Annotated in this window: 21 protein-coding genes, 1 tRNA gene and 1 other annotated feature; of the genes, 14 read left to right on the plus strand and 8 right to left on the minus strand. The window is 41.7% G+C overall.

All coding sequences use genetic code 11. The annotated features are described in order from the left end of the window. Window positions 1-195: 195 nt before the first annotated feature. The 5 genes from jag to rpmH all read right to left on the minus strand — a co-directional run bounded on the left by jag (window position 196) and on the right by rpmH (window position 2,457). Window positions 196-861 (minus strand): RNA-binding cell elongation regulator Jag/EloR, encoded by a 666-nt coding sequence (gene jag / locus VJ09_RS10650; RefSeq protein ID WP_044641420.1) that lies wholly within the window; start codon window positions 859-861, stop codon window positions 196-198. Beyond that, window positions 858-1,619 carry a YidC/Oxa1 family membrane protein insertase gene (locus VJ09_RS10655; protein WP_082050490.1) on the minus strand — a complete coding sequence of 254 codons (762 nt, stop codon included), beginning with the start codon at window positions 1,617-1,619 and terminating at the stop codon, window positions 858-860. Before VJ09_RS10655 ends, jag begins: the two co-directional genes overlap by 4 nt. Before the next feature lie 22 nt (window positions 1,620-1,641). Then, window positions 1,642-1,866 carry a membrane protein insertion efficiency factor YidD gene (gene yidD, locus VJ09_RS10660; protein ID WP_044641421.1) on the minus strand — a complete coding sequence of 75 codons (225 nt, stop codon included), beginning with the start codon at window positions 1,864-1,866 and terminating at the stop codon, window positions 1,642-1,644. 5 nt (window positions 1,867-1,871) lie between these two features. Then, window positions 1,872-2,225 (minus strand): ribonuclease P protein component, encoded by a 354-nt coding sequence (gene rnpA / locus VJ09_RS10665; protein ID WP_044641422.1) that lies wholly within the window; start codon window positions 2,223-2,225, stop codon window positions 1,872-1,874. Window positions 2,226-2,322: 97 nt separating this feature from the next. Beyond that, complete coding sequence (gene rpmH, locus VJ09_RS18070) at window positions 2,323-2,457, minus strand: 50S ribosomal protein L34 (protein WP_082050534.1); 135 nt, start codon at window positions 2,455-2,457, stop codon at window positions 2,323-2,325. Window positions 2,458-3,001: 544 nt separating this feature from the next. Here rpmH and dnaA point away from each other — a divergent pair. From dnaA to gyrA, 7 genes are all read left to right on the plus strand, one after another. Next, window positions 3,002-4,357, plus strand: a complete 1,356-nt coding sequence (gene dnaA, locus VJ09_RS10670; protein WP_044641423.1) for a chromosomal replication initiator protein DnaA — start codon at window positions 3,002-3,004, stop codon at window positions 4,355-4,357. A 216-nt stretch (window positions 4,358-4,573) separates the two neighbouring features. Further along, on the plus strand, window positions 4,574-5,707 hold the full coding sequence (gene dnaN, locus VJ09_RS10675; protein WP_044641424.1) for a DNA polymerase III subunit beta: 1,134 nt from the start codon (window positions 4,574-4,576) through the stop codon (window positions 5,705-5,707). Between the two features lie 16 nt (window positions 5,708-5,723). Then, window positions 5,724-5,933: a S4 domain-containing protein YaaA gene (gene yaaA / locus VJ09_RS10680; RefSeq protein ID WP_044641425.1), complete on the plus strand. Its 210-nt coding sequence runs from the start codon at window positions 5,724-5,726 to the stop codon at window positions 5,931-5,933. Window positions 5,934-5,955: 22 nt separating this feature from the next. Beyond that, window positions 5,956-7,059 carry a DNA replication/repair protein RecF gene (gene recF / locus VJ09_RS10685; protein ID WP_044641426.1) on the plus strand — a complete coding sequence of 368 codons (1,104 nt, stop codon included), beginning with the start codon at window positions 5,956-5,958 and terminating at the stop codon, window positions 7,057-7,059. A gap of 5 nt (window positions 7,060-7,064) precedes the next feature. Further along, window positions 7,065-7,304, plus strand: a complete 240-nt coding sequence (gene remB, locus VJ09_RS10690; protein WP_044641427.1) for an extracellular matrix regulator RemB — start codon at window positions 7,065-7,067, stop codon at window positions 7,302-7,304. A 2-nt stretch (window positions 7,305-7,306) separates the two neighbouring features. Beyond that, window positions 7,307-9,220 carry a DNA topoisomerase (ATP-hydrolyzing) subunit B gene (gene gyrB / locus VJ09_RS10695; protein WP_230199117.1) on the plus strand — a complete coding sequence of 638 codons (1,914 nt, stop codon included), beginning with the start codon at window positions 7,307-7,309 and terminating at the stop codon, window positions 9,218-9,220. Between the two features lie 80 nt (window positions 9,221-9,300). Next, window positions 9,301-11,751: a DNA gyrase subunit A gene (gyrA, locus tag VJ09_RS10700; RefSeq protein ID WP_044641429.1), complete on the plus strand. Its 2,451-nt coding sequence runs from the start codon at window positions 9,301-9,303 to the stop codon at window positions 11,749-11,751. On the opposite strand, the gene VJ09_RS10705 is transcribed toward gyrA, so the two are convergent. After that, window positions 11,748-12,674, minus strand: coding sequence for a YaaC family protein (locus VJ09_RS10705; protein WP_044641430.1), 927 nt, complete (start codon window positions 12,672-12,674; stop codon window positions 11,748-11,750). The two genes, gyrA and VJ09_RS10705, sit on opposite strands and share 4 nt — an antisense overlap. Window positions 12,675-13,081: 407 nt before the next feature. Between VJ09_RS10705 and guaB the strand changes: the two genes are divergently transcribed. The 7 genes from guaB (at window position 13,082) to VJ09_RS10740 (ending at window position 20,964) form a co-directional block, all read left to right on the plus strand. Then, a complete protein-coding gene (gene guaB / locus VJ09_RS10710; protein WP_044641431.1) occupies window positions 13,082-14,539 on the plus strand; it encodes an IMP dehydrogenase in 1,458 nt (485 codons plus the stop codon). Between the two features lie 138 nt (window positions 14,540-14,677). Continuing rightward, window positions 14,678-15,898: a D-alanyl-D-alanine carboxypeptidase family protein gene (locus VJ09_RS10715; RefSeq protein ID WP_052807336.1), complete on the plus strand. Its 1,221-nt coding sequence runs from the start codon at window positions 14,678-14,680 to the stop codon at window positions 15,896-15,898. A gap of 141 nt (window positions 15,899-16,039) precedes the next feature. Then, on the plus strand, window positions 16,040-16,927 hold the full coding sequence (pdxS, locus tag VJ09_RS10720; protein WP_044641432.1) for a pyridoxal 5'-phosphate synthase lyase subunit PdxS: 888 nt from the start codon (window positions 16,040-16,042) through the stop codon (window positions 16,925-16,927). A gap of 3 nt (window positions 16,928-16,930) precedes the next feature. After that, window positions 16,931-17,515 carry a pyridoxal 5'-phosphate synthase glutaminase subunit PdxT gene (gene pdxT, locus VJ09_RS10725; RefSeq protein WP_044641433.1) on the plus strand — a complete coding sequence of 195 codons (585 nt, stop codon included), beginning with the start codon at window positions 16,931-16,933 and terminating at the stop codon, window positions 17,513-17,515. A 31-nt stretch (window positions 17,516-17,546) separates the two neighbouring features. Further along, window positions 17,547-17,751 (plus strand) — a binding site (T-box leader). 44 nt (window positions 17,752-17,795) lie between these two features. After that, complete coding sequence (gene serS / locus VJ09_RS10730) at window positions 17,796-19,070, plus strand: serine--tRNA ligase (protein ID WP_044641434.1); 1,275 nt, start codon at window positions 17,796-17,798, stop codon at window positions 19,068-19,070. A gap of 103 nt (window positions 19,071-19,173) precedes the next feature. After that, window positions 19,174-20,826, plus strand: a complete 1,653-nt coding sequence (locus tag VJ09_RS10735) for a serine/threonine-protein kinase (RefSeq protein WP_052807337.1) — start codon at window positions 19,174-19,176, stop codon at window positions 20,824-20,826. Window positions 20,827-20,874: 48 nt separating this feature from the next. Then, window positions 20,875-20,964 (plus strand) — tRNA-Ser (locus VJ09_RS10740). A 187-nt stretch (window positions 20,965-21,151) separates the two neighbouring features. Here VJ09_RS10740 and VJ09_RS10745 read toward each other — a convergent pair. Next, window positions 21,152-21,775 carry a hypothetical protein gene (locus VJ09_RS10745; RefSeq protein ID WP_044641435.1) on the minus strand — a complete coding sequence of 208 codons (624 nt, stop codon included), beginning with the start codon at window positions 21,773-21,775 and terminating at the stop codon, window positions 21,152-21,154. Between the two features lie 72 nt (window positions 21,776-21,847). After that, entirely contained in the window at window positions 21,848-23,155 is a 1,308-nt protein-coding gene (locus VJ09_RS17640) for a lysozyme family protein (RefSeq protein ID WP_052807338.1), read from the minus strand. Between the last annotated feature and the right edge of the window lie 113 nt (window positions 23,156-23,268).

Here is a 23,268-nt window from a genome sequence, read left to right on the forward strand (position 1 = left end):
ATTTCGTTCGGTGAAATTTCTTTTATCCTCGCAAAATGCTAGTTGACCTTATCAGCTTCCTATAAGCAGTCGCTTCTCTTTTTTATCATACTTAGAAGTAGGAGGCTGCCCTATAGAACGAGATAATACTTCAAATAGAAGAAAAACTCTCCGTGAGGGAGAGTATGGTACATTTCTTCATATTATTGGGTATGCTCAATATACCTTCTCTTTTTGAGCATGCTCAGAACCGATGTATCTTATGACGACTTTTCGATTTGGTTCTTCCCCTTCGCTCTTAGTCTGCAGAGCAGCAGCATTTTCCATTACTTGATGGATGACTTTTCTTTCGTTCGCTGGCATCGGATCTAGGATCATCGTTTCACGACTTTCCAGAACCTGATGTTTTATACGTTCAGCGAGTTGAATTAAAGTCTCTTCTCGCTTTTCACGGTAATCATTTACATCAATAAGAATTCGTATATCCCGACGAGTTGTTCGGTTTGCAACCAGATTGGTGATAAACTGTAGCGCTTCTAGAGTATGTCCACGTTTCCCAATAATTTGACCTACCTCTTCCCCATGCAAATGGAAAATAGTTGGTTTTTTTGAGTTATGAGAACGTCTTTCCACTTCCAAATGAATCGGTAGCTGCATTTCTCCTATTAGGTTTCGTAAAAACTTCTCTGCTTCATCGATTGGATCATATAGCTTTTCTACTACTACCTTCGCATCTCGTACAAAGAAAAGCCCAAAGAATCCATTGCTTGCTTCTTTTAGAACATCTACATTGGCATACCGCTTGGTCGTGTTTAACTTTTTTAAAGCCTTTGCTACAGCTTTACTTACCGTTTTGTCTTCCACAACCAGCTTTTCATTCAACGGGTTGCACCTCGCTGTGCCATTCTTTTATTTTTCATTGGAGTAAAGATCAAAACTTGTTGCAAAATAGATATTACATTCCCAAATACCCAGTACAAGGAAAGAGCAGCTGGGAATTTAAATGCTAAAACAAATACCATGATTGGCATAAACCAGATCATTGCCTTCATCGGATTAGGTCCCTGTGTTGTTGGCTGAGAGGCCATCGAAGAGACAAAAGTGAAATAGGTCGTAATTGCTGCAAGAAGCGGCAAGATATAATAAGGATCTGGAGCTCCGAGCTTCATATAAAGGAATTCATGAGTGCCAATGTGTTTGTTGTACATAATTGCTTGGTACAAAGCAAGCAGAATCGGCATCTGGATGATGAGTGGCAAACAACCTGCCATCGGGTTGTAGTTGTTTTCTTGGAAAAGTTTCATCATCTCTTGTTGTAGCTTTTGTTGATCTTTTTTATATTTGTCTTGTATCTTTTTAATTTGTGGTTGTATTTCTTGGAGTGCTAATGCTCCCTTTTGTTGCTTCCATGTTAATGGGAATACCACGAGACGGACCAAAAGGGTCATAACTAAAATTGCCCAAGCATAGTTCCCTAATACGCTAAAGAAAAAATCTAGCAGATCCGAGATCGGCTTTACTAGATACTTCCCAAATACACCAGTTGGCTCGCCTTGTGGATTAGGCGTACATCCGGCAAGAAGCGGCAGTAGGAGAACAACTAGGGAGACGATTGCTGCATATCGTTGCCTCTTAGACAAGGTAACTCCTCCTCAAAACTTACTATTCATTTTTCTCAGGTACCGGATCATATCCCCCAGGATGAAAGGGATGGCATTTGGAAATTCGTTTTAATGTAAACCATCCACCTCGCCAAATCCCATACCGTCTGATTGCGGTAATCCCATAATGAGAACAGGTAGGATAAAATCGACAGACAGGTGGTTTTAAGGGAGAGAGAAACTTTTGATAAAAGCGTATACATGCGATTACAACTTTGGTTCCCATCAAATTCATTCCTGTTCTGGAATCGAATGAAACAGACCTGCTTTTTGAAAAAGATGCCGGATACTAGATTTTATCTCGTGGTATCCCATATTCGCCGTAGGGTTTCGAGCGATTAAAACCAAGTCAACATCAGGTTGTAACGAAGGAATCCAGGCTCGTACCACTTCCTTGACCAACCGTTTTACTCGGTTTCTCGTCACCGCATTTCCTACCTTTTTGCTAACAGAAATCCCTAAGCGAAGTTCGGAGGAGCGGTTACGCTTGATATACAGGACAAACTGACGGTTTGCAATCGAGTTCCCCCCGCGAAACACTCTAGAAAAATCACGTTTTTTTCGAAGACGATGCTGACGTTGCATCAGGGGACTCCTTTCAAACTAACAATCAGTATAGACAAAATCTAGTGGATGTAACATCTATATAGGAAAAAAGGCCACAGCAAAGAGTGGCCTTATTTTAAGCGGATAATACTTTTCTACCTTTTTTTCTACGAGCCGCTAATACTCTGCGACCGTTTTTGGTAGCCATACGAGCGCGGAAACCATGTACGTTTTTCCGTTTGCGCTTACTTGGTTGATATGTGCGTTTCATAATGGTGCTCACTGACAGTCATCTTCTCACCCAAGGATCACTGTCTAGGAGGCTCCTCCTTTCGCTTTAAGGCTAAAACCATAATAATGGGTGATTTGTTATCACGAGTCCGCAATCTCCAATATTATAGCTACTGTGACTAGAAAAAGTCAAGAAAATACCAAATTCCCCTTTATAGTTATCCCCATGTGGATAAGTTTTTGCCAGTCAAAAAGTTATCCATACTTTATCCCGTACTTATCCACAATTTCACACGTTGTGTATAACTCCAATTCATTCGTCTGTGGATTGTGGATAACTCATAGTTTTCCGTTGTAACTACTGGTAAATTCTGATATTCTAATCTTGTTTTCTCCGTGGAAAACTAGAAAGGTTTGGTTGGTTTATCCACAAATTGTGGATAACTTGTTTTCCACTTTTACACATCATGTGAGCAATTTTATCCACAGCCTGTTAATCATGTGAAAAAACGTCATAATAGTTGATATCTCTATCTTTACCTTGTGGACAAAACTGTGAAAAAGTTTTAGGAAGGAGGAAAACCTTGGAACATATCCAAGATTTATGGGAGCAGGTTTTAGAAGAAGTTCAGGAGAGGGTTAGTAAACCGAGCTTTGAAACTTGGTTAAAAGCAACCCAGGCAGTTCGTTTAGAAAACAACACACTCATTATTTCCGTCCCCAACGAATTCTCTCGAGATTGGTTGAGTAACCAATATGCCAGTATCATTCGAGATGCTTTAAAATCTATCATGGGAACCAGTGTAGGAGTTCAGTTTGTTACTACAACCAACTCTCCTCTTCCAGAAAAGGAAGAACCCAAACAAAAAATCGAACTACTACCCATCGATCACGAAGAGCCTGATCAATTGCCAAAGTCTCTTTTAAATCCCCGATATACGTTTGATACCTTTGTAATTGGATCAAACAACCGCTTTGCACATGCAGCTTCCTTAGCAGTTGCAGAAGCGCCCGCAAAAGCATATAATCCACTCTTTATCTATGGGGGAGTAGGACTAGGGAAAACTCATCTAATGCACGCGATCGGACATTATGTTTTAGAACATAACGAAAATCGGAAGGTAGTTTATCTTTCCTCCGAGAAATTTACCAACGAGTTTATTAATGCGATTCGAGATAATAAAACGGATAGATTTCGCAATAAATATCGGTCTGTGGATATCTTATTAATAGATGATATTCAATTTCTGGCGGGAAAAGAGCAGACCCAAGAAGAATTCTTCCATACATTCAACTCTCTACATGAAGAAAACAAACAAATCATTATCTCAAGTGACCGCCCTCCAAAGGAAATACCTAATCTGGAGGATCGCATGCGTTCACGGTTTGAGTGGGGATTAATCACAGATGTGCAACCTCCTGATTACGAGACACGAATTGCAATTCTCCGAAAGAAAGCGATCGCAGATGCTCTCGATGTTTCTAGTGAAGTTCTCGCATTTATCGCTGATCGAATCAGTACAAACATCCGTGAATTAGAAGGTGCATTAATAAGGGTAATGGCCTATTCTGCTCTGATGAACCAACCTGTCACAACAGAGTTGGCTGCAGAAGCTCTAAAAGACATCATTCCACAAGGACGTCTTCGAGTTATTGGTATTCCAGATATACAACAAGCTGTTTCGCAATACTATCGTCTTCGAGTAGAAGATCTCAAAAGTAAGAAAAGAACGAAATCGATTGCATTCCCAAGACAAATTGCAATGTATTTATCGCGTGAATTAACCGATCACTCCCTTCCTAAGATCGGAGAAGACTTTGGAGGACGGGATCATACAACTGTCATCCACGCCCATGATAAAATCACCAAAGCATTACAAGTGGATGCTGACCTAAAACAAGCCATCGAAGAGATTCAAAAGCGGATGGAACGTGGATAACTTTTTGATTCAAGCACACACTTGTGAATAATGTGGATAACCCGTACAAGCCTATGCACAACTTCTCCACAGCCGTGTATAGGCTTTCCTGCTGTCCTGAAGCCACTTTTCCACATTATCCACAGCCCCTATTACTATAACTACTGTTTTTTAACTAACTAATATATTAAGAAGCATGCTTTTTTATGACTATTACATATGAGGTGAAAAAACAAAATGAAACTTCGTATTGCTAGAAGTGCTCTTGTAGAAGCTGTAAGCCAAGCATCAAAAGCAGTCTCTCAAAAAACTACACTCCCTATTCTTACGGGAATGAAAGTCACCTTAGAAGAGGATTCCCTTACCTTTACTGGAAGCAATTCCGACATGACAATTTCGGTTAAAGTACCGCGAACATTAAATGACAAAGAACTCTTGGTTGTGGATAGATTGGGGAGTGTTGTTGTACCTGGAAAAGTATTTGGGGATATCGTGAGAAAACTCCCTGGTGACCAAGTAGATTGGGAAGTAAACGAACGCTTTCAACTTTCTATTCGCTCAGGACAGTCTGAATTTCAGTTGAATGGATTAGATCCTGAAGAATATCCGAGAGTACCACAGTTATCCACAGATCAACGTTTCTCCATTGCAACAGATACCCTAAAAGCGATGATTCGCCAGACTGTCTTTGCTGCAGCTACCAATGAAGCGAAAAAAGAATTAACAGGAGTCCACTTTATGCTTCAAGACGGAATCCTTACTTGTGTAGCAACAGATAGCCATCGATTAGCAAGAAGAAGAGTAAAGGTGGAGAATGCCCAGGAGTTGGAGCTAAGCAATGTAGTGATTCCAAGTAAGAGTCTACAAGAGCTAGCGAAAACGTTTGCAGATTATGAGGGTGACGTGAACTTTATTATCACAGAGAACCAAATCTTGGTGGAACATGATACAATTGCGTTCTACTCTAGATTATTGGATGGAAAATATCCTGATACAGATCGAGTTATCCCCAAAGCCGGAGATACTTCTATTACAGTGTCGACCAAGGAATTGTTACAATCCGTTGAGCGTGCTTCTTTAATCAGTCGGGAGAAAAGCGATAATGTGATAAAATGGACGATAGGCCAAGATCAAGTAGAAGTTACTTCTGTTTCTCATGAAATCGGCAGTGTTTCCGAAGAGGTCACAGCACGTGTAAATGGTCAAGGATTAGGTATATCGTTTAATGCACGATACATGTTAGAAGCTCTTCGTTCTCTAGAGAGTGATCAAGTGGAGATTGTTTTCACAGGGCCAATGACCCCTTTCAAAATTCAGCCAAAAGATGCGGATGATACGTTGCAGCTCATTGTTCCAATTCGCACTCGCTAGAAAAGGAGTTTATCTGATGATAAAGGTGCAGATACAAACGGAATACATTACACTCGGACAGTTTTTAAAAAAAGCAGATCTGATTGACTCAGGAGGACAGGCTAAGTTCTTCCTTGAAGAAGTAAAGATCTTAGTCAATCAGGAAACGGAAAATAGACGGGGTCGCAAGCTATATAAAGGTGACCAGGTTCAAGTAGTAGGGTTTGACTCTTATGAAATCGTCTAAACTGGGGAGAGGGTGACATCACGTGCGACTACAAGAGCTGGAGATTTCTCAGTATCGCAATATCGGACTGCTCACCCTGACTTGTCCAGAGGAACTTCATCTTTTTGTGGGAGAAAATGCCCAAGGCAAAACAAATATTGTGGAGTCACTCTATGTTCTGAGTTTGGCGAAATCACATCGCACTAGGGCTACGAAAGACTTGATCCAATTTGGTAAGCCATTTTCCAAATTAAAAGCAAAAGTAAAAAAAGGGGATCAGCTGATCCGGCTCGAAGTTCAGCTAAACGAGAAGGGTAAAAAAGCGATAAGAAATGGACTGGAACAACCGAAGTTAAGTCATTATATCGGCACCATGCCAACGATCCTCTTTGCCCCAGAAGATCTCGCCATAGTAAAAGGAAGTCCCCAAATAAGAAGGCGATTTTTAGATACTGAAATAGGCCAAGTGAGCCCCACTTACTTATATCAACTTAATCAGATACAAAAAGTTCTTCATCAGCGCAATGCCATCTTAAAAAATGGAATGCAGAAGGAACTGCTGGAAGTTTTGAATGAGCAGTTTCTTTCTCTTTCTATTCAAATTTGGAAAAAAAGATATTATTTCATTGATTTATTACTCAAGTGGGCCCAGCCAATTCATGAGACGATCACAGGAGGGAAAGAGTGCCTTCAGATCGAATATCTACCCTCGGTCCCGATTCAACGAGAAATGGATGAGGATCAGATACGAGCTATTACAACGAGAGAGCTTGCGAGGTTAGAATCTCAGGAGTGGAGACGTGGTAGCACCCTCATTGGACCACAACGGGATGACTTTCGCTTAAAAAATGGTGAGCTAGACTTGCATAACTTTGGCTCTCAAGGGCAACAGAGAACCGCTGCCCTTTCTCTGAAATTAGCAGAGATTGAATTGATCTATCAAGAAACGGGTTTTTATCCCTTGTTATTGTTGGATGATGTTCTATCTGAATTGGACGATCATCGAAAAACACAACTTTTAGAAGCGATTCGAGGGAAAGTACAAACATTTGTAACAACTACCAGCTTAGAAGGCATACATCAAGATACTCTACAAAGAGCCAAGATATATCGGGTGGAGCAAGGAAACGTAACAGTACAGGGGTGAAAAGGATGTATATCCACCTCGGCGGAAACCGAATTGTTCGAACCAAGGATATTATTGCGATCTTAAATATAGAGAGCACTCTTAATTCTTCTCTTTTGAATACAAAGGAGTTGAGCCAAGAAGAGCTTCGTTCCGTTGTGATCACCAAGAACGAAACCCTTGGCTCAACTATTTCTTCTCTTACGCTCTTAAAACGCTTGGAACAAGATAGCTGGTATGAATGGACGATAAAGGACGGTGAATAGGTTTGGCATCTCAAAACGTTAATTATGATGAGTCTCAGATTCAGGTCTTAGAGGGCTTAGAAGCCGTTCGAAAAAGACCAGGGATGTATATTGGTAGTACTTCAGTACGAGGACTCCACCACTTAGTTTGGGAAGTTGTGGATAACAGTATTGACGAAGCACTAGCTGGTCGCTGTGACAGGATTTCTGTTACGGTAAACGAGGATAATAGCATTACCGTTGTGGATAATGGGTTTGGGATTCCAGTTGGAATTAATCCAAAATTAGGGAAATCAACAGTTGAAGTAGTAATGACCGTACTTCATGCAGGTGGTAAGTTTGGTGGAGAAGGCTATAAGATTTCTGGTGGTCTTCACGGTGTTGGGGTATCTGTCGTAAATGCGCTTTCTGAGTGGTTAGAGGTGGAAGTGCGACGAGAAGGAAAAGTCCACTTCCAGCGTTATGAACGGGGTGTTCCCCAAGCAGATCTTAAAATAACCGGAGAGACGAAAGATCATGGTACCACTGTTACGTTTAAACCAGATCCAGAAGTTTTTACGGAGACCACCGTCTATGATTACGGTACATTAGAGTCTCGTATTCGGGAATTGGCGTTCCTTAACAGAGGAATTACGATTATTCTCGAGGACAAACGAGAGGAAAACCAAAAAAAGAAAGAGTTTTTCTTTGAAGGCGGGATTAAATCTTTTGTCGAGTATCTCAATCGGAATCGGGAGGTTTTACATGAGCCACCGATTTACATCGAAGGGGAAAAAGAGAACCTGATCGTAGAAGTAGCGATGCAATATAACGATTCGTATAGTTCCAATCTTTACTCGTATGCCAACAACATTCATACGCATGAAGGCGGTACACACGAATCAGGTTTTAAATCAGCTTTAACCCGTGTAGTAAATGATTATGCACGGAAAAACAACTTGTTAAAAGATAGTGATAACAACTTGTCTGGGGATGACGTACGAGAAGGTCTCACCGCAATTATCAGCGTCAAGATAGCGGATCCTCAATTTGAAGGACAGACCAAGACAAAGCTAGGAAACAGCGAAGCTCGGACGATTACGGAACAGCTTTTCTCGGAGCATTTCCAGATTTTTTTAGAAGAAAATCCTGCTACAGCTAAGAAAGTAATTGGAAAAGCAGTTATGGCAGCCCGCGCGAGAGAGGCAGCACGGAAGGCTCGAGAACTAACAAGACGGAAAAATGCGCTAGAAGTTAGTTCGCTCCCTGGTAAACTAGCTGATTGTAGCACCAAAAACGCAGAGATCAGTGAATTGTATCTGGTTGAGGGTGATTCTGCGGGAGGTACAGCAAAACAAGGTCGAGATCGGATGTTCCAAGCGATTCTTCCGCTACGAGGTAAGATTCTCAATGTGGAAAAAGCAAGGCTCGACAAAGCTCTATCCAATGAAGAGATTCGGACGATCATTACCGCACTAGGCACAGGAATCGGCGATGATTTTAATATTGAAAAGGCTCGTTATCATAAAATCGTGATCATGACCGATGCCGATGTCGATGGAGCGCATATCCGAACCCTTCTGTTGACCTTCTTTTATCGATATATGAAACCACTTATTGAACATGGTTATGTTTACATTGCACAACCTCCGCTTTATAAGTTGTCACAAGGCAAGACCATTCGGTATGCGTACAACGATCGGATGAAAGAACAGATTATGAAAGAGATGACTGGCAAAGGAAAAATTGACGTTCAACGCTACAAAGGTTTGGGAGAGATGAATGCTGGCCAGTTATGGGAAACGACTATGGATCCTGAAAGTCGTACCCTGTTACAAGTCTCTGCACAAGATGCTATGGAATCCGATCATGTATTTGAAATGCTGATGGGAGATCGGGTAGAACCACGTCGTGTATTTATTCAAGAGTACGCAAGACAAGCCAATTTGGATATCTAAGAAGGAGTGGGTTTGCCTAGCAGCAAACCTCCTATTCTTGTTTAATCGGAAAATTAGACAGCGAGGAGTGATGTTACGCAATGTCGGATTCACAAAGAGTTCAAGAGATTAATATTAGCCAAGAAATGCGGACGTCTTTCTTGGACTATGCGATGAGCGTAATTGTTAGTCGAGCGTTACCTGATGTACGAGATGGGTTAAAACCAGTACACCGTCGGATTCTATATGCTATGTATGATTTGGGAATGACTCCCGATAAGCCATTCCGGAAATCAGCTCACGTAGTCGGAAACGTATTAGCCAAGTATCATCCGCATGGTGATTCTTCTGTGTATGATGCGATGGTGCGGATGGCACAAGACTTCTCATACCGTTACATGCTAGTAGATGGACACGGGAACTTTGGTTCTATTGACGGCGATGGTGCAGCTGCGATGCGTTATACTGAGGCTCGGATGGCTCCGATCGCACTCGAATTACTTCGTGATATCCAAAAAGAAACGATCGACTTTGGTCCCAACTATGATGGACAAAATGAAGAACCGCTTGTACTACCTGCTCGTTTCCCTAACTTGCTCGTAAACGGTGCAGCAGGTATTGCGGTTGGGATGGCTACCAACATACCACCGCATAACCTGAAAGAAGTAATTGATGGGATCTTGATGATGATCGATCATCCAGAGACAACAGTGGATGACCTCATGAAAGTGGTAAAAGGACCTGATTTCCCAACGGGTGGTACCATTTTAGGATTAGACGGGATCCGCAAGGCATTCCGCACCGGACGAGGTAGTATCCAGCTTAGAGCGAAGACACGAATGGAAGAAGCCGGGAATGGCAAGATGCGCATTATCGTCGAAGAGCTGCCTTATCAAGTAAATAAAGCTCGTCTAGTTGAGAAGATCGCAGAATTGGTGAGAGATAAAAAGATTGATGGTATTACTGATTTGCGTGATGAATCAGACCGGAATGGAATGCGTGTCGTGATCGAGCTTCGTCGCGATGTAAACCCACGAATTGTGCTAAATAACTTGTACAAGCAAACCTCTCTGCAATCAAGTTTTGGTGTCAATATGCTAGCGCTAGTTCATGGACAGCCACAAGTTCTCAATCTACAACAAGCGTTAAAGCATTACCTTGATCACCAGGTAGAAGTAATTACCCGTCGTACCCAATTTGAGTTACGTAAAGCAGAAGAGCGTGCTCATATCTTAGAAGGATACCGAATTGCTCTCGATCATATCGACGAAGTAATCGCCCTCATTCGTGGATCGCAAACGGGTGCAGAAGCAAAAGCAGGCTTGATGGAGCGCTTTGGATTAAGTGAGAAACAAGCACAAGCGATCCTTGATATGCGCCTCCAACGTTTAACAGGCTTGGAACGCGAAAAAATCGAGGAAGAATACCAAGCATTGATGGCGACTATTGCAGAATTGAAAGCGATTCTTGCTGATGATGCCAAAATCTTGGCGGTAGTTCGCGAGGAATTGGTGGAAGTACGAGACCAATACGGAGACGAGCGCAGAACCAAGATCAAAATCGATGCGACGCAAATTGCAGATGAAGACCTTATTCCAGAAGAAGAAGTATCGGTGATGCTGACTCACCGCGGCTACATTAAGCGGATGCCATTGAATAACTATCGAGCACAACGTCGTGGTGGACGAGGCGTATCGGGTATGGGAACTCGGGATGATGACTTTGTGCAGCATCTTTTTGTAACTCATTCACACAATCATTTACTTTTCTTCTCTACCAAAGGAAAGGTTTATCACCTAAAGGCTTATGAGGTTCCTGAATTGGGACGGACGGCAAGAGGGACTCCGATCATCAACCTCATTCAGATCGACCAAGATGAACGAATCCAAGCGGTAATCCCAGTGAAAGAGTTCACTGAAGACAACTTCTTGTTCTTTGCTACAGCACAAGGTGTAGTGAAAAAGACAGCTCTTAGTGAATTTGATAATATCCGTAAGAATGGTCTTTTTGCCATTAATCTGCGCAATGGGGATGAATTGGTCGCAGTTCACATGACCGACGGAGAACAAGAGATTATCATGGGAACCAGCAGTGGGATGTCGATTCGTTTCCATGAGCAAGATGTCCGTCAGATGGGCCGCTCTGCTACAGGTGTCAAAGGAATGACATTAGGTGACGATGATGTTGTAATTGACATGGATATCGCTGTCCCAGGTAAAGAGGTTATGATTGTAACGACAAAAGGCTACGGAAAACGCACACCACTTGAGGAATATCGAGTTCAATCTCGTGGTGGAAAAGGAATTAAGACACTCAATATCACTAAAAAGAATGGACAAGTTGTCGGTCACAAAGTGATATCCCCTGAAGAGGATCTCATGATTGTAACGCAAGCAGGTGTCGTGATCCGGATGAACATTAGTGGTATCTCTTCTCTTGGCAGATATGCACAAGGTGTTCGTTTAATTAAAGTAGATGCAGGTCAAGAAGTGTCTACAGTAGCAAGAGTACAACTTCCGGATGATGAGGAAGAGGAAGCGGACGAAAGCTAATCAAGCTCGAGATACTTTTGTATCAGAGTAGGAAATCGATTTTGGGTAAGCTGAAATATTTCTTCAACCCAAATACTTTCTTTCATCCATTCATGGCTTACGACTTGTTGCCACAAAGCAGGATCGTATCGGCAGAGCATGCTGAAAGAAAATAAAAGTAAATAGAGAATCAGTGCTTCTGGTACTGGTAATGAGCGATCCTTACGTGCAAATAGGTATGGATCGCTCTTCTCTATATAAAGGGAAGATGCCAAATTTTTGATGGGAAGGGAAAACTCCCGGGATCTGTTAAGTTGTGGATCGTAATTGATATTGGCTTGTTCTAAAATGATTGGAATCAACTCATCAGGAAAATAGGTAGGAAGTAGTATCTGATCTTGTACAGTGGTCACTTTCCAAAGCGTTGGTGTGGATTTAACTAGTAAATAACTGGACTGTAACACAGGTAACATGCTAACTAACTGTTCTGTTGTGTATACATGTCCGATAAGTTCTTCTCTGTTCATAGCAGTGAGGATCAGAGTCGTTAACCCATCTCGTTGAAATCTAATTTCATCTGCTAACAAAGAGAAGTTCTGCTTTTTTTTCTTTTTGGTGCTGATTCCATGTTTTAATTGGGAGGTTTGCTCTGGATATTCTGGATAAATAGTCAAAATCCAAGCTTTCCATAGATTCATCATGGCGTAATAAAGTGTAAGGGGTTTACTCCAATTACTTTGTTTATCAGCTTCTTGCCACATTTCTTTTGATTGTCGTATATAGCTACAAAACAAAGAACTGTTACGAAAAGCGTAGTTTTGTGCTACCTTTTCGGGATAGCGATGTTTGTATTTGTCTCGTAGTAGTTCCATTGTTATTTTTTCATTGGTCCAATAAGAAAGAGGGATCAATCCGTCACCTTGAAAAGAGTTCCATGAAAGCATCTTTCCATCTCCTGATAACTACTGTATAGTTTCCAATAATGAGTGGCATCTTTATCAATAGATGTTCCAACTAAAGAGGATTGATTTCTCTGTAATAAAATAACCGATGACTGTGTTCTTTATCCTGCATGAATGGGCAGTATCTCCTACCTAGCGGTAACATATAAATCCAAATGTGGGATTACTACCCGTAAAAGTCCGATAAGTTCAACTAACCATCAGTGGAAAAAATCTCCCACTGAGGAAAGGTTTCACTTAATAATTGGCAATGCAAACAGATGTTTTGAAGTTATCCACAGTTATCCACAGGTTATTAACAGGTAAAATGAGTTGTTGACAGGTAAAAAAATATTTTGTTACACTTTCTAGATTATCATGGACAACTAGAGAGAAGGGACTACAAAAATATGTGGGATCAGAAGTTTGCAAAAGAAGGTTTAACCTTTGATGATGTATTGTTAATGCCGGCCCGTTCAGATATTTTGCCTCGTGATGTCTCTGTTCAAACCAAGTTGACTGAAAAAATCGTTTTGAATGTACCATTGATCAGTGCAGGAATGGATACTGTAACAGAGTCTGCTATGGCGATTGCAATGGCTCGTCAGGGTGGAATCGGGGTAATTCATAAAAACATGAAAGTGGAAGAACAAGCGGAAGAAGTAGATCGTGTGAAGCGCTCCGAAAGCGGTGTTATCACGAAACCGTTTTTCCTTCATCCAGAACAAAAAGTTCATGATGCAGAAGGACTGATGGCAAACTATCGGATTTCTGGTGTGCCAATTGTGGACAAGGATCGCAAGCTAGTCGGGATTATTACCAACCGTGATATGCGTTTTATTCGTGACTTCAGTATGCCGATCGCAGAAGTGATGACGAAAGAAAATCTAGTAACAGCTCCAGTTGGGACCACGCTGGTGGAGGCAGAGGAGATTCTGCAACAACATAAAATTGAGAAGTTGCCACTGGTAGATGAGGACGGTGTATTAAAAGGACTCATTACCATTAAAGATATTGAGAAAGCGACTCAGTTCCCAGAAGCTGCAAAAGATAGCCAAGGCAGATTACTAGTTGCGGCAGCAGTAGGTGTCTCCAAAGATACTTATCGCCGAGTAGAAGCTTTGGTTGAAGCTGAGGTAGATATGATCATCGTGGATACGGCACATGGACACTCTCGTGGTGTACTTGATACGGTACGAGAACTACGGCAAAACTATCCAGATCTAGTCATCGTAGCAGGGAATGTAGCAACTGCAGAAGCGACAAGAGACTTGATTGAAGCGGGAGCGAGTGTTGTAAAAGTAGGGATTGGACCAGGTTCTATTTGTACTACTCGTGTAGTAGCTGGTATTGGAGTTCCTCAAGTAACTGCTGTTTACGACTGTGCCCAAGTTGCGCGTGAGTATGGAGTACCGATCATTGCCGATGGAGGAATCCGTTACTCAGGAGATATTGTAAAGGCACTAGCAGCAGGAGCAAGTGCTGTGATGTTGGGTAGTATGTTTGCTGGAACGGAAGAAGCCCCTGGAGAAACCGAGATTTTCCAAGGTCGTCGCTTTAAAGTGTATCGTGGAATGGGATCTATCGGTGCGATGGAAGCAGGTAGTAAAGATCGTTACTTCCAAGAAAATGAAAAGAAATTGGTGCCAGAGGGCATTGAGGGTCGTGTACCTTACAAAGGACCGCTTGCAGATACAATCTATCAATTAGTCGGTGGTATTCGTGCAGGTATGGGTTACTGTGGTGTACCGACAATGGAGAGTTTGCAAAATGATACTCGCTTCATTCGGATCTCTGGGGCATCACTGAGAGAAAGTCATCCGCATGATGTGCAAATCACGAAAGAAGCACCAAACTATCATCTCTAAGAATATAAACCACCTTTTCCTTGTAACTAGAGGAAAAAGGTGGTTTATTAAATGTTCATAGAAAAACCATTTACCAAAGTGTCTCAATAGATTAGTATTAATCCGACATGATCTTTTAGAATGGGAGAGTTGATTTGGTTGAAGCGTTCACTACGCTTTTTTTTCGTATGTAGCTTCCTAATTTTGGTTTTTCCAACCACGACTTTTGCTGCCAATCCTCCTAACATTCAAGCGAAATCATACATTTTACTGGATCCTAAATCAGGAGCAATTTTAGCTCAAAAATCAATGGAAGAACAGCTACCACCTGCAAGTATGACCAAGATGATGTCTGAATTCATTGTTTTGGATAAGATAAAGTCAGGTGAAATAACTTGGGAAGAAGAAGTTACGGTTAGCCCACGTGCCGCTAAAATTGATGAGGCACAAATTCATCTAGCATCTGGTGAAAAGATAACGGTAAAAGAACTGTATATTGCAATGGCAGTTCAATCAGCCAATGATGCTGTAGTAGCACTCGCAGAGCATATTGGTGGATCGGAAGAGAAGTTTGTGGAAATGATGAATCAAAAAGCCCAGTTATTAGGGATGAAGAACACTTATTACTGCAACTCTTCTGGACTGGGGCAAAAAGACTATGCCGATCCACCAGAATGTAACAGCGAGCACTATATGTCTGCGCAAGATTCGGCTATTTTGGCAGCTGAGCTAACCAAAGCTCATCCAGAAGTGATCGATACTACTTCTATCTCGCATTACACGTTTCATAAAGGAACAAGTAAAGAGCAGAAAGTGACAAACTGGAACAAGATGCTCTCAGGACTTCCTTATGCTTATGAAGGAGTAGATGGGTTTAAAACAGGTCATACTGATGCCGCAGGATACTGTTTTACAGGTAGTGCAATACGCGGAGACATGCGCCTCATAACGGTCGTGATGGGTACAGCCAATGAGTCAAAACGTTTTTCGGAGACTAAAAAGTTATTAGATCTCGGCTTTGACAACTATAAACTTCGTTCCTTGCTACAAAAAGGACAGGCGATTCCAGGAAAAGAAAAATTGGCTTTATCTAATGGAGTCGATCGTGAGATAGCGATTGGGACAAAAGAGGATATTGTCTTACCTGTTGAAACAGGGAAAGAAAAGAGTTATACCCTCAAACTAACACCTGACCCTAATGTAAAGGCTCCACTTTCTAAAGGACAAGTAATCGGTCAAGTGGAAGTATTGAAGGATGGTAAACCAATTCCAGGAATCTCTTCTTACGAATTAGTCGCAACAGAGGCGATGGAAGAAGGTAGTTGGTTCCGGCTCATGTTCCGTTCAATCGGAGACGAGATTAGCAGTTGGTTTAAGTAAAATTATCCTGTCCAAACGTTTAGTATGGTGGAAAAACCGCACTAAATATAGTTTTCCTTTATCGCACCACTAGACATTCTCTGATAAAATAAATCTGTTAATAGTCAGCGTAGTACAATTTGCAGGGGAGGCATTTTACATATGACAAAGCAAACAGGAACACAACGAGTAAAACGGGGAATGGCCGAAATGCAAAAAGGCGGCGTCATTATGGACGTTGTCAATGCAGAACAAGCAAAGATTGCAGAAGCTGCTGGTGCAGTCGCAGTTATGGCCTTAGAGCGAGTGCCATCTGATATTCGTAAAGCAGGTGGAGTAGCTCGTATGGCAGACCCACGCATTGTCGAAGAGGTTCTTGGAGCTGTTTCCATTCCGGTAATGGCGAAGGCTCGTATTGGACACTTTGTAGAAGCACGTGTGTTAGAGTCGATGGGTGTAGACTACATTGATGAGAGTGAAGTTTTAACACCAGCAGATGAAGTATTCCATATTGATAAATCCACCTTTACAGTACCTTTTGTATGCGGTGCTCGAAATCTGGGGGAAGCACTCCGTCGTATTGGAGAAGGCGCTTCGATGATTCGGACGAAAGGTGAACCAGGAACAGGAAATATTGTAGAAGCAGTGCGTCATATGCGGATGATGATGTCTCAAATCCGCAAAGTACAAAACATGTCTCGTGATGAGTTAATGACAGAAGCAAAAGAACTAGGAGCTCCATTTGAGTTATTGCTTCAAGTACATGAGACAGGCAAACTCCCAGTTGTAAACTTTGCAGCAGGTGGAGTAGCAACTCCTGCCGATGCAGCATTGATGATGCAACTTGGTTCGGACGGAGTCTTTGTGGGATCTGGTATCTTTAAATCAGAGAACCCAGAGAAGTTTGCACGTGCAATCGTAGAAGCTACCACTCATTATGAAGATTATGAACTAATTGCCAAGGTCTCCAAAGAGTTAGGGGAGCCAATGAAAGGGATCGAGATCTCGAAAATTGCTCCAGAAGAGCGTATGCAAGAGCGAGGCTGGTAATCGATGAAGATAGGTGTGCTAGCTTTACAGGGTGCAGTTCAAGAGCATTTGCACATCTTAGAACAACTAGGTGTGGAAGCAATCGCGGTAAAACAGGTAGAGCAATTAGAGGAGCTAGATGGTCTCATTTTCCCAGGTGGAGAGTCTACCACTATGGGGAAACTGATGCGTAAATATGGCTTCCTCGAACCGATCCAAGCCATGCATCAAGCTGGTAAGCCGTTATTTGGTACTTGTGCAGGTCTTATTTTGCTCGCCAAAGAGATCGAAGAGACACCAGAAGCTCACTTAGCTGTTTTGGATATGAAAGTGCGTCGGAATGCATTTGGGCGCCAAGTAGATAGCTTTGAGGCGGATTTGCCGATTAAAGGCGTAGCAGAAGACTTTCAAGCCGTCTTTATCCGTGCTCCGCTGATCTTAGAAGTGGGTTCAGGGGTAGATGTATTAGCAGAAGTAAATGATGAGATTGTAGCAGCGCAACAGGGAACCCTTCTTGCATGTTCATTTCATCCTGAGTTAACAGACGATGTACGCTTCCATCAATACTTTTGCCAGATGGTAGAGGCTAGTGTTGCAAATCGTGCTTAATTGGATATAATATTTAGTAATCTGAATATAACTAGTTGCGATGAAGAGGCTAGTACTCTGGTGTATCTGCTCCATAGAGAGGCAGTGGTTGGTGCGAACTGCTAGCAGAGTCAGAGGAATCCACCTTGGAGCTATACACGATGAGTGTATCCGGAATCGACCGTTATCTTAGAGAGTGAGTTACCTGTTAGATAGGTAGCTAATTAGGGTGGCAACGCGGAACCTCCGTCCCTTTGGGGCTGAGGTTCTTTTTATTGTTTAGAAAAAGGAAGGGAACGCTATGTTAGACGTAAAGCTTTTACGGGATCAGTTTGATCTGGTAAAGCAAAAGCTGCAAACTCGTAATGAAGATCTGACGGCATTGAATCAATTTCCAGAATTAGACCAACAAAAAAGAGAGCTGATTACCCAAGTAGAGCAGCTTAAAAACCATCGGAATGTGGTATCGAAACAGATTGCAGAGAAGAAAAAAGCAAAAGAACCAGCTGATGATGTGATCTTGGAGATGCGACAAGTAGGCGATCAGATCAAAGAATTGGATGATCGAATTCGGGAGTTAGAAGAGACAATCAACCAAATTCTTCTTCGTGTTCCAAATTTGCCGCATGAGAGTGTCCCAGTTGGTACCTCGGAAGAGGAGAATGTGGAGGTTCACCGTGTAGGGACTCCTCGAGGAGATAGTGCCAATCTAAAGCCTCACTGGGATCTTGGGGTTGATTTGGATATTTTGGACTTTGAACGGGCTGCTAAAGTAACAGGGGCACGGTTTGTATTCTATAAAGGCTTAGGTGCGCGCCTAGAGAGAGCGCTAATCAACTTTATGATGGATCTCCACACAACAGAGCATGGCTATACTGAGATGCTACCTCCTTATATGGTGAATGAAGAAAGCATGTTTGGTACAGGGCAATTGCCTAAATTTGCAGAGGATTCCTTTACAGTAGACAAGACAAATGGATACTTTATGATCCCTACAACAGAAGTGCCTGTTACCAACTTTCATGCAGGAGAGATCTTGAATGTAGAAGATCTGCCAAAATATTATGTAGGGTATAGCACCAACTTTCGCTCGGAGGCAGGGTCAGCTGGTCGAGATACGAGGGGGCTAATTCGTCAACATCAATTCAACAAAGTTGAGCTGATTAAATTGGTGAAGCCAGAAGACTCTTATCAAGAGCTAGAAAAAATGCGGGAAAACGCAGAGAGAGTCTTGCAACTTTTGGATTTGCCTTATCGAGTGATAACTCTCTGTACGGGAGACACTGGTTTTACTGCCACCAAAACCTATGATTTAGAAGTATGGATGCCGAGCAACGGTACCTATCGAGAGATTTCCTCGTGTAGTAATGTGGAAGCATTCCAAGCAAGAAGAGCCAATATCCGCTTCCGAAGAGGACCAAAAGAGAAACCGGAATACGTCCATACTCTCAATGGATCTGGCCTCGCAGTGGGAAGAACGACAGCAGCAATTATCGAGAATTATCAACAAGATGATGGTAGTATTCTTGTTCCAAAGGTTTTACAACCATACATGAGAACCGAGGTAATTCGCTAATTCCTGAGGAAAAAGGTACTTGGAGACAAGTACCTTTTTTGTACAAAAATTGTCTAGGAAAAGCGTGCTACAATCAAATAAATAGAGGAAAGGAAGTGAAAGGGTGTCTGCTACCATGCAGAAGGTGTTATCAAACCGCTATGAGTTACATCACCAGATTGGGACTGGCGGTATGGCGGCAGTTTATCAAGGGCTAGATCGGCACTTAAATCGACCAATTGCGATCAAATTGCTTCAAGTGGAACGAAGTAAGGATGATCAGTGGTCAGTCCGAATGAGAAGAGAAGCAGAAACTTTAGCTAAACTTCGCCATGATCATGTAGTGGAAGTATATGATGCAGATTTAGATCAGGATCAATCCTTTTTCGTGATGGAACTGTTATCAGGTCCCACGTTAAAAGAATACATACAACAGCAAGGCCCCCTGCCGTTTCATGAGATTAAAGAGATTGCGACACAGATCCTAAAAGGCTTAAGTTATGCACACCAACAAGGAGTACTACACCGAGATATTAAGCCACATAATATTCTTGGCACGAGGATTCACTCTTGGAAGTTAACGGACTTTGGAATCTGCAAGCTGATATCTGACCATACACAAGAACGTAGTGCCACCAATGGGGGCATCTTCTCCGTCTCCTATGCCTCTCCTGAACAGATTTTGGGGCGAGAGATTACCTATGCGAGTGATCTATATTCGCTGGGAGTAGTGCTTTATGAAATGGCTACAGGCAGGGTTCCTTTTGAAGGAGAGCTAAATATTGCCGTAGCGATGAAGCATGTACAAGAAGAAGTTCCCGATATGCGCTTACTGCGTCCAGATATACCAGAAGAACTATATCAAATCATTTGGAAAGCGCTACGAAAGTCCCCAGAAAGCCGTTATCAACGAGCTTTAGACATGATAAAAGACATAGAGGCTTGGCATGTGAAAGAGGAAATTCCTTGGGAGTGGAACAAGGAAACTCAATTGAATGGTACAAGCAAACAAACAATCGAAGAAGAAATACAGCCAAAGAATGTTACAGAACAAGAATCTTCTGAACCAAAGGAGTCCCGAAGAGTTCAGTTTGCTCGTTGGAGAAAAAAATGGGGCAAAAAAGCTTTATACTTAGTAGGCGGATTCATCCTAGTCGTGATTATTGGCACATTTGCAAATCAACTCGGAGCAAAATCAGAGATGGAAAAGCTGGTAGACAAATATGGTGAGGATCCAAAATATCGCCAGCAAATCAATCTAGTATCCCAGAATTCAAATGCTACTACTATTACCAACACAACGGTTACACGTTATGATCAAAATCATGTGATGTACCTGGAAAATGGCGTAAGGTTTTTGCAATATGGGGATGGATGTTACCAAACGGAGAAAAAGAATAAGATCGACTGCGATCAAAAACCAATAAGTAGTCTTGTGGAGCTAAGCTCGCTTCTTCCGGGAATATTGGAGTCCAGAGAAAACGGAAAACTAGAAAAAAAGGATACTCGCCAAATTGTTACCTATCAGTTTACCGAAAAGGACTCTTCCATGAAGGAGATCTGGGAAAAATTGCGGGTAAACAAAAAAGGAAAAAATCTCTCCATGAGGGTGACAGCAACGTTTCATTTTTACCCAAATCAACCAACTCAAGAACCCATCTATTATCAAGTAGATATAACTTTTGAATCAGAAGTACCAGAGGATTATTCTTACCTTCGATTGGACACTACTATTCAAGAGTGGAAAGAGTCTCTACCTCCTCTCACTTCTTTTTGAGCTTGACTTTCCTGTATATCTTGTTATAATGATAAAGGTTACCATTATGGAGAGGTGGTCGAGTGGTTGAAGGCAGCGGTCTTGAAAACCGCCGATGTCGTGAGGCATCCGTGGGTTCGAATCCCACCCTCTCTGCCAACAAAAATGAGAAACGCACTTACCGTTACTAAGCGGTAATGCGTTTCTTTGTGTTTGGGATCTGGATCTACGAGACAAACCATAAACTAGTAGGATTACTTGTTTATGGTTTATTTTTAAGTGCAAGTTCTGATCATGAAAAGAAAAAGGCTAGAAAGAGTGATTGCTTCTCTTCCTAGCCTTTTTCTTAATTTATCCGATCTTCAGGTAACGCAGGTTGGATATTCATCGTATCTACCAACCATGTTTGTTTAGATACATCATAAACAAAAGTTAGCTTGGCGATTAGCTCTGAAGTATTTTGAATGTTATTGGAGCGAAAGTTCTGGGAAATATCAGCATATACACTAGCGGATGTATTCGTCATAGTAGAATGATATATGTTTAATTTGCTGATCTTCGCAACAATGGTGGTGGGAGTGTCATTAGATCCCTCTTCAGCTCCGCCTTCTTCTATATGGGTAGTTGGAATCACATTGCTATTGAGCAGTTTTTGTGTCGAATAAGGAGCTACTCTATTTTTTAGATTTTGATCACTGTTTTGATCATATTCAAAGTATCCACGTAAAAAGGCCTCAGCACTTTTACTTAACTTTTGTTGATCTCCTGTAATATCTGCTTGTTTCTGCTTCAAGCTCGTATTTTCTTTTTTTAATTTTTCGTTATCCTCTTGAAGTGTGAGCGCTATTGTTTGCCAATCTTGCTTTCCTGATTCTGTTCCTGCTGAAGCATCTCCAAAGAATTGTTGATAAGCAAAAAACAGAAGTACCACAATAGCCCCTATGAAAAGAATAAGCTTACCTTTGTTCAAAGCTCTCCCCCCTTTTTGAATTAAAAAGTGTAATCGTTGGAGTCTATATTTTGGAGAGGTTTTAGTCTGTTTTTAGTAGACACTAACATGAATGTGGTCATTGTGGCAAAGCGTATTGTATTGTTGACCACTACCGGGCTTTGTACAATCTACACTACCGCTTTTAAATTCGTACTGTCTCCATCTTGTAGGATCTTTGGTACTCCATATTTTATTTTGCCAGATAATATAATAGATGCCAAACTTCTCTTGATTTTGAAGGAGATAAGTAATCATCTTCTGCGCTTCTGCCAATTCGGATGATGAGTTTGAATTTTCTCCAAAGCGGAACATAAAGTCACAAGCTCTTCCTTTTGGATGCTCTCCCCATGTTCGGTTACCCCAACATGATACAGAATGATTAAATAGATTATTACTTTTTACACCGTTATACATGGCAGCGAGTCGAGGAGTAACATTTCCACCTGTACCAGTTGGATCTATTACTGATTGACCTTCTGGTGAGAAGTTAGACTTAGCACTTTGTAGGGTAGGAAGATTACCGTTTTGTACAACTTGTTGACTACCTGAACTACTGAAGTCTAAGAATTCAAATACCTTTTCTACATATTTAAAGTTTCCATAGCAATACGGAGAACGCCATCCGCAATCGGAACGTGTTGCATGTTTTAATGCAAATTTCTTCGCAAGTTCTTCGGAATAAATTGCCCCATTGGCGAATGCAAATCCGGTAAATCCAGAACCGAAATTGTAACTTTGTAAAGTGATCTTGATGATATTGTCAAAGTTGTTTACTTGTGAATTATTGGTCTTTGCAGCCCGATCTTTCACTTCGATCCATACCTTATAAAAGTGCTCAATACCATACTTAATACTGGTAATAGGATCCGTAATACAACCCATTTTACCGCCACACATCGATTCAGAAGACTGCATAATATCGCCATTCGGAACATTTCCACCAGACTCTGCCATGGTTAAAGCGAGGATATATGGAATCAATTGCTGAATTTCGTCTGGAGTAAACATAGGGCCACAGTCAGATTTCCCTGCACACTCTGGCTTTGGCTTTGCCATTGCTGCCATCATTTCGTCTTTCCACTTTAGTACTGCTTCATTGATTCCTTTAGTACCAATTACACTGCTAGTACCAGAGGTAGCGCTTGCTTCAGCATCGTTTACAAATTGATTATAAAGTACTTGTACAAAAAAGAAGATTACTAATGCTGGTATCAATACAATCATGGTGAGTAAAGGGAGAACGAATGGTCTCCACTGAAATCGTTTTGTTGCTTCCGTGGCCTTGGAAAGGGCTTTTTGTCCTACGGCTTTCCCTGCCTTCGTCAGCCCTTTTTTTACTACCGCTGCCCATGCTGCCACTTTCGTCCCTCCTTATTTGAGGAGTCCTCATGTTTCCGTTGCGGTTTTCGTACGAATTATCCATATTATAACGAAAAAAACAAGATTCCGACCATATATACGAAAAAAAGAGC

Source organism: Risungbinella massiliensis, assembly GCF_000942395.1.
Taxonomy (GTDB): Bacteria; Bacillota; Bacilli; order Thermoactinomycetales; family Thermoactinomycetaceae; genus Risungbinella; species Risungbinella massiliensis.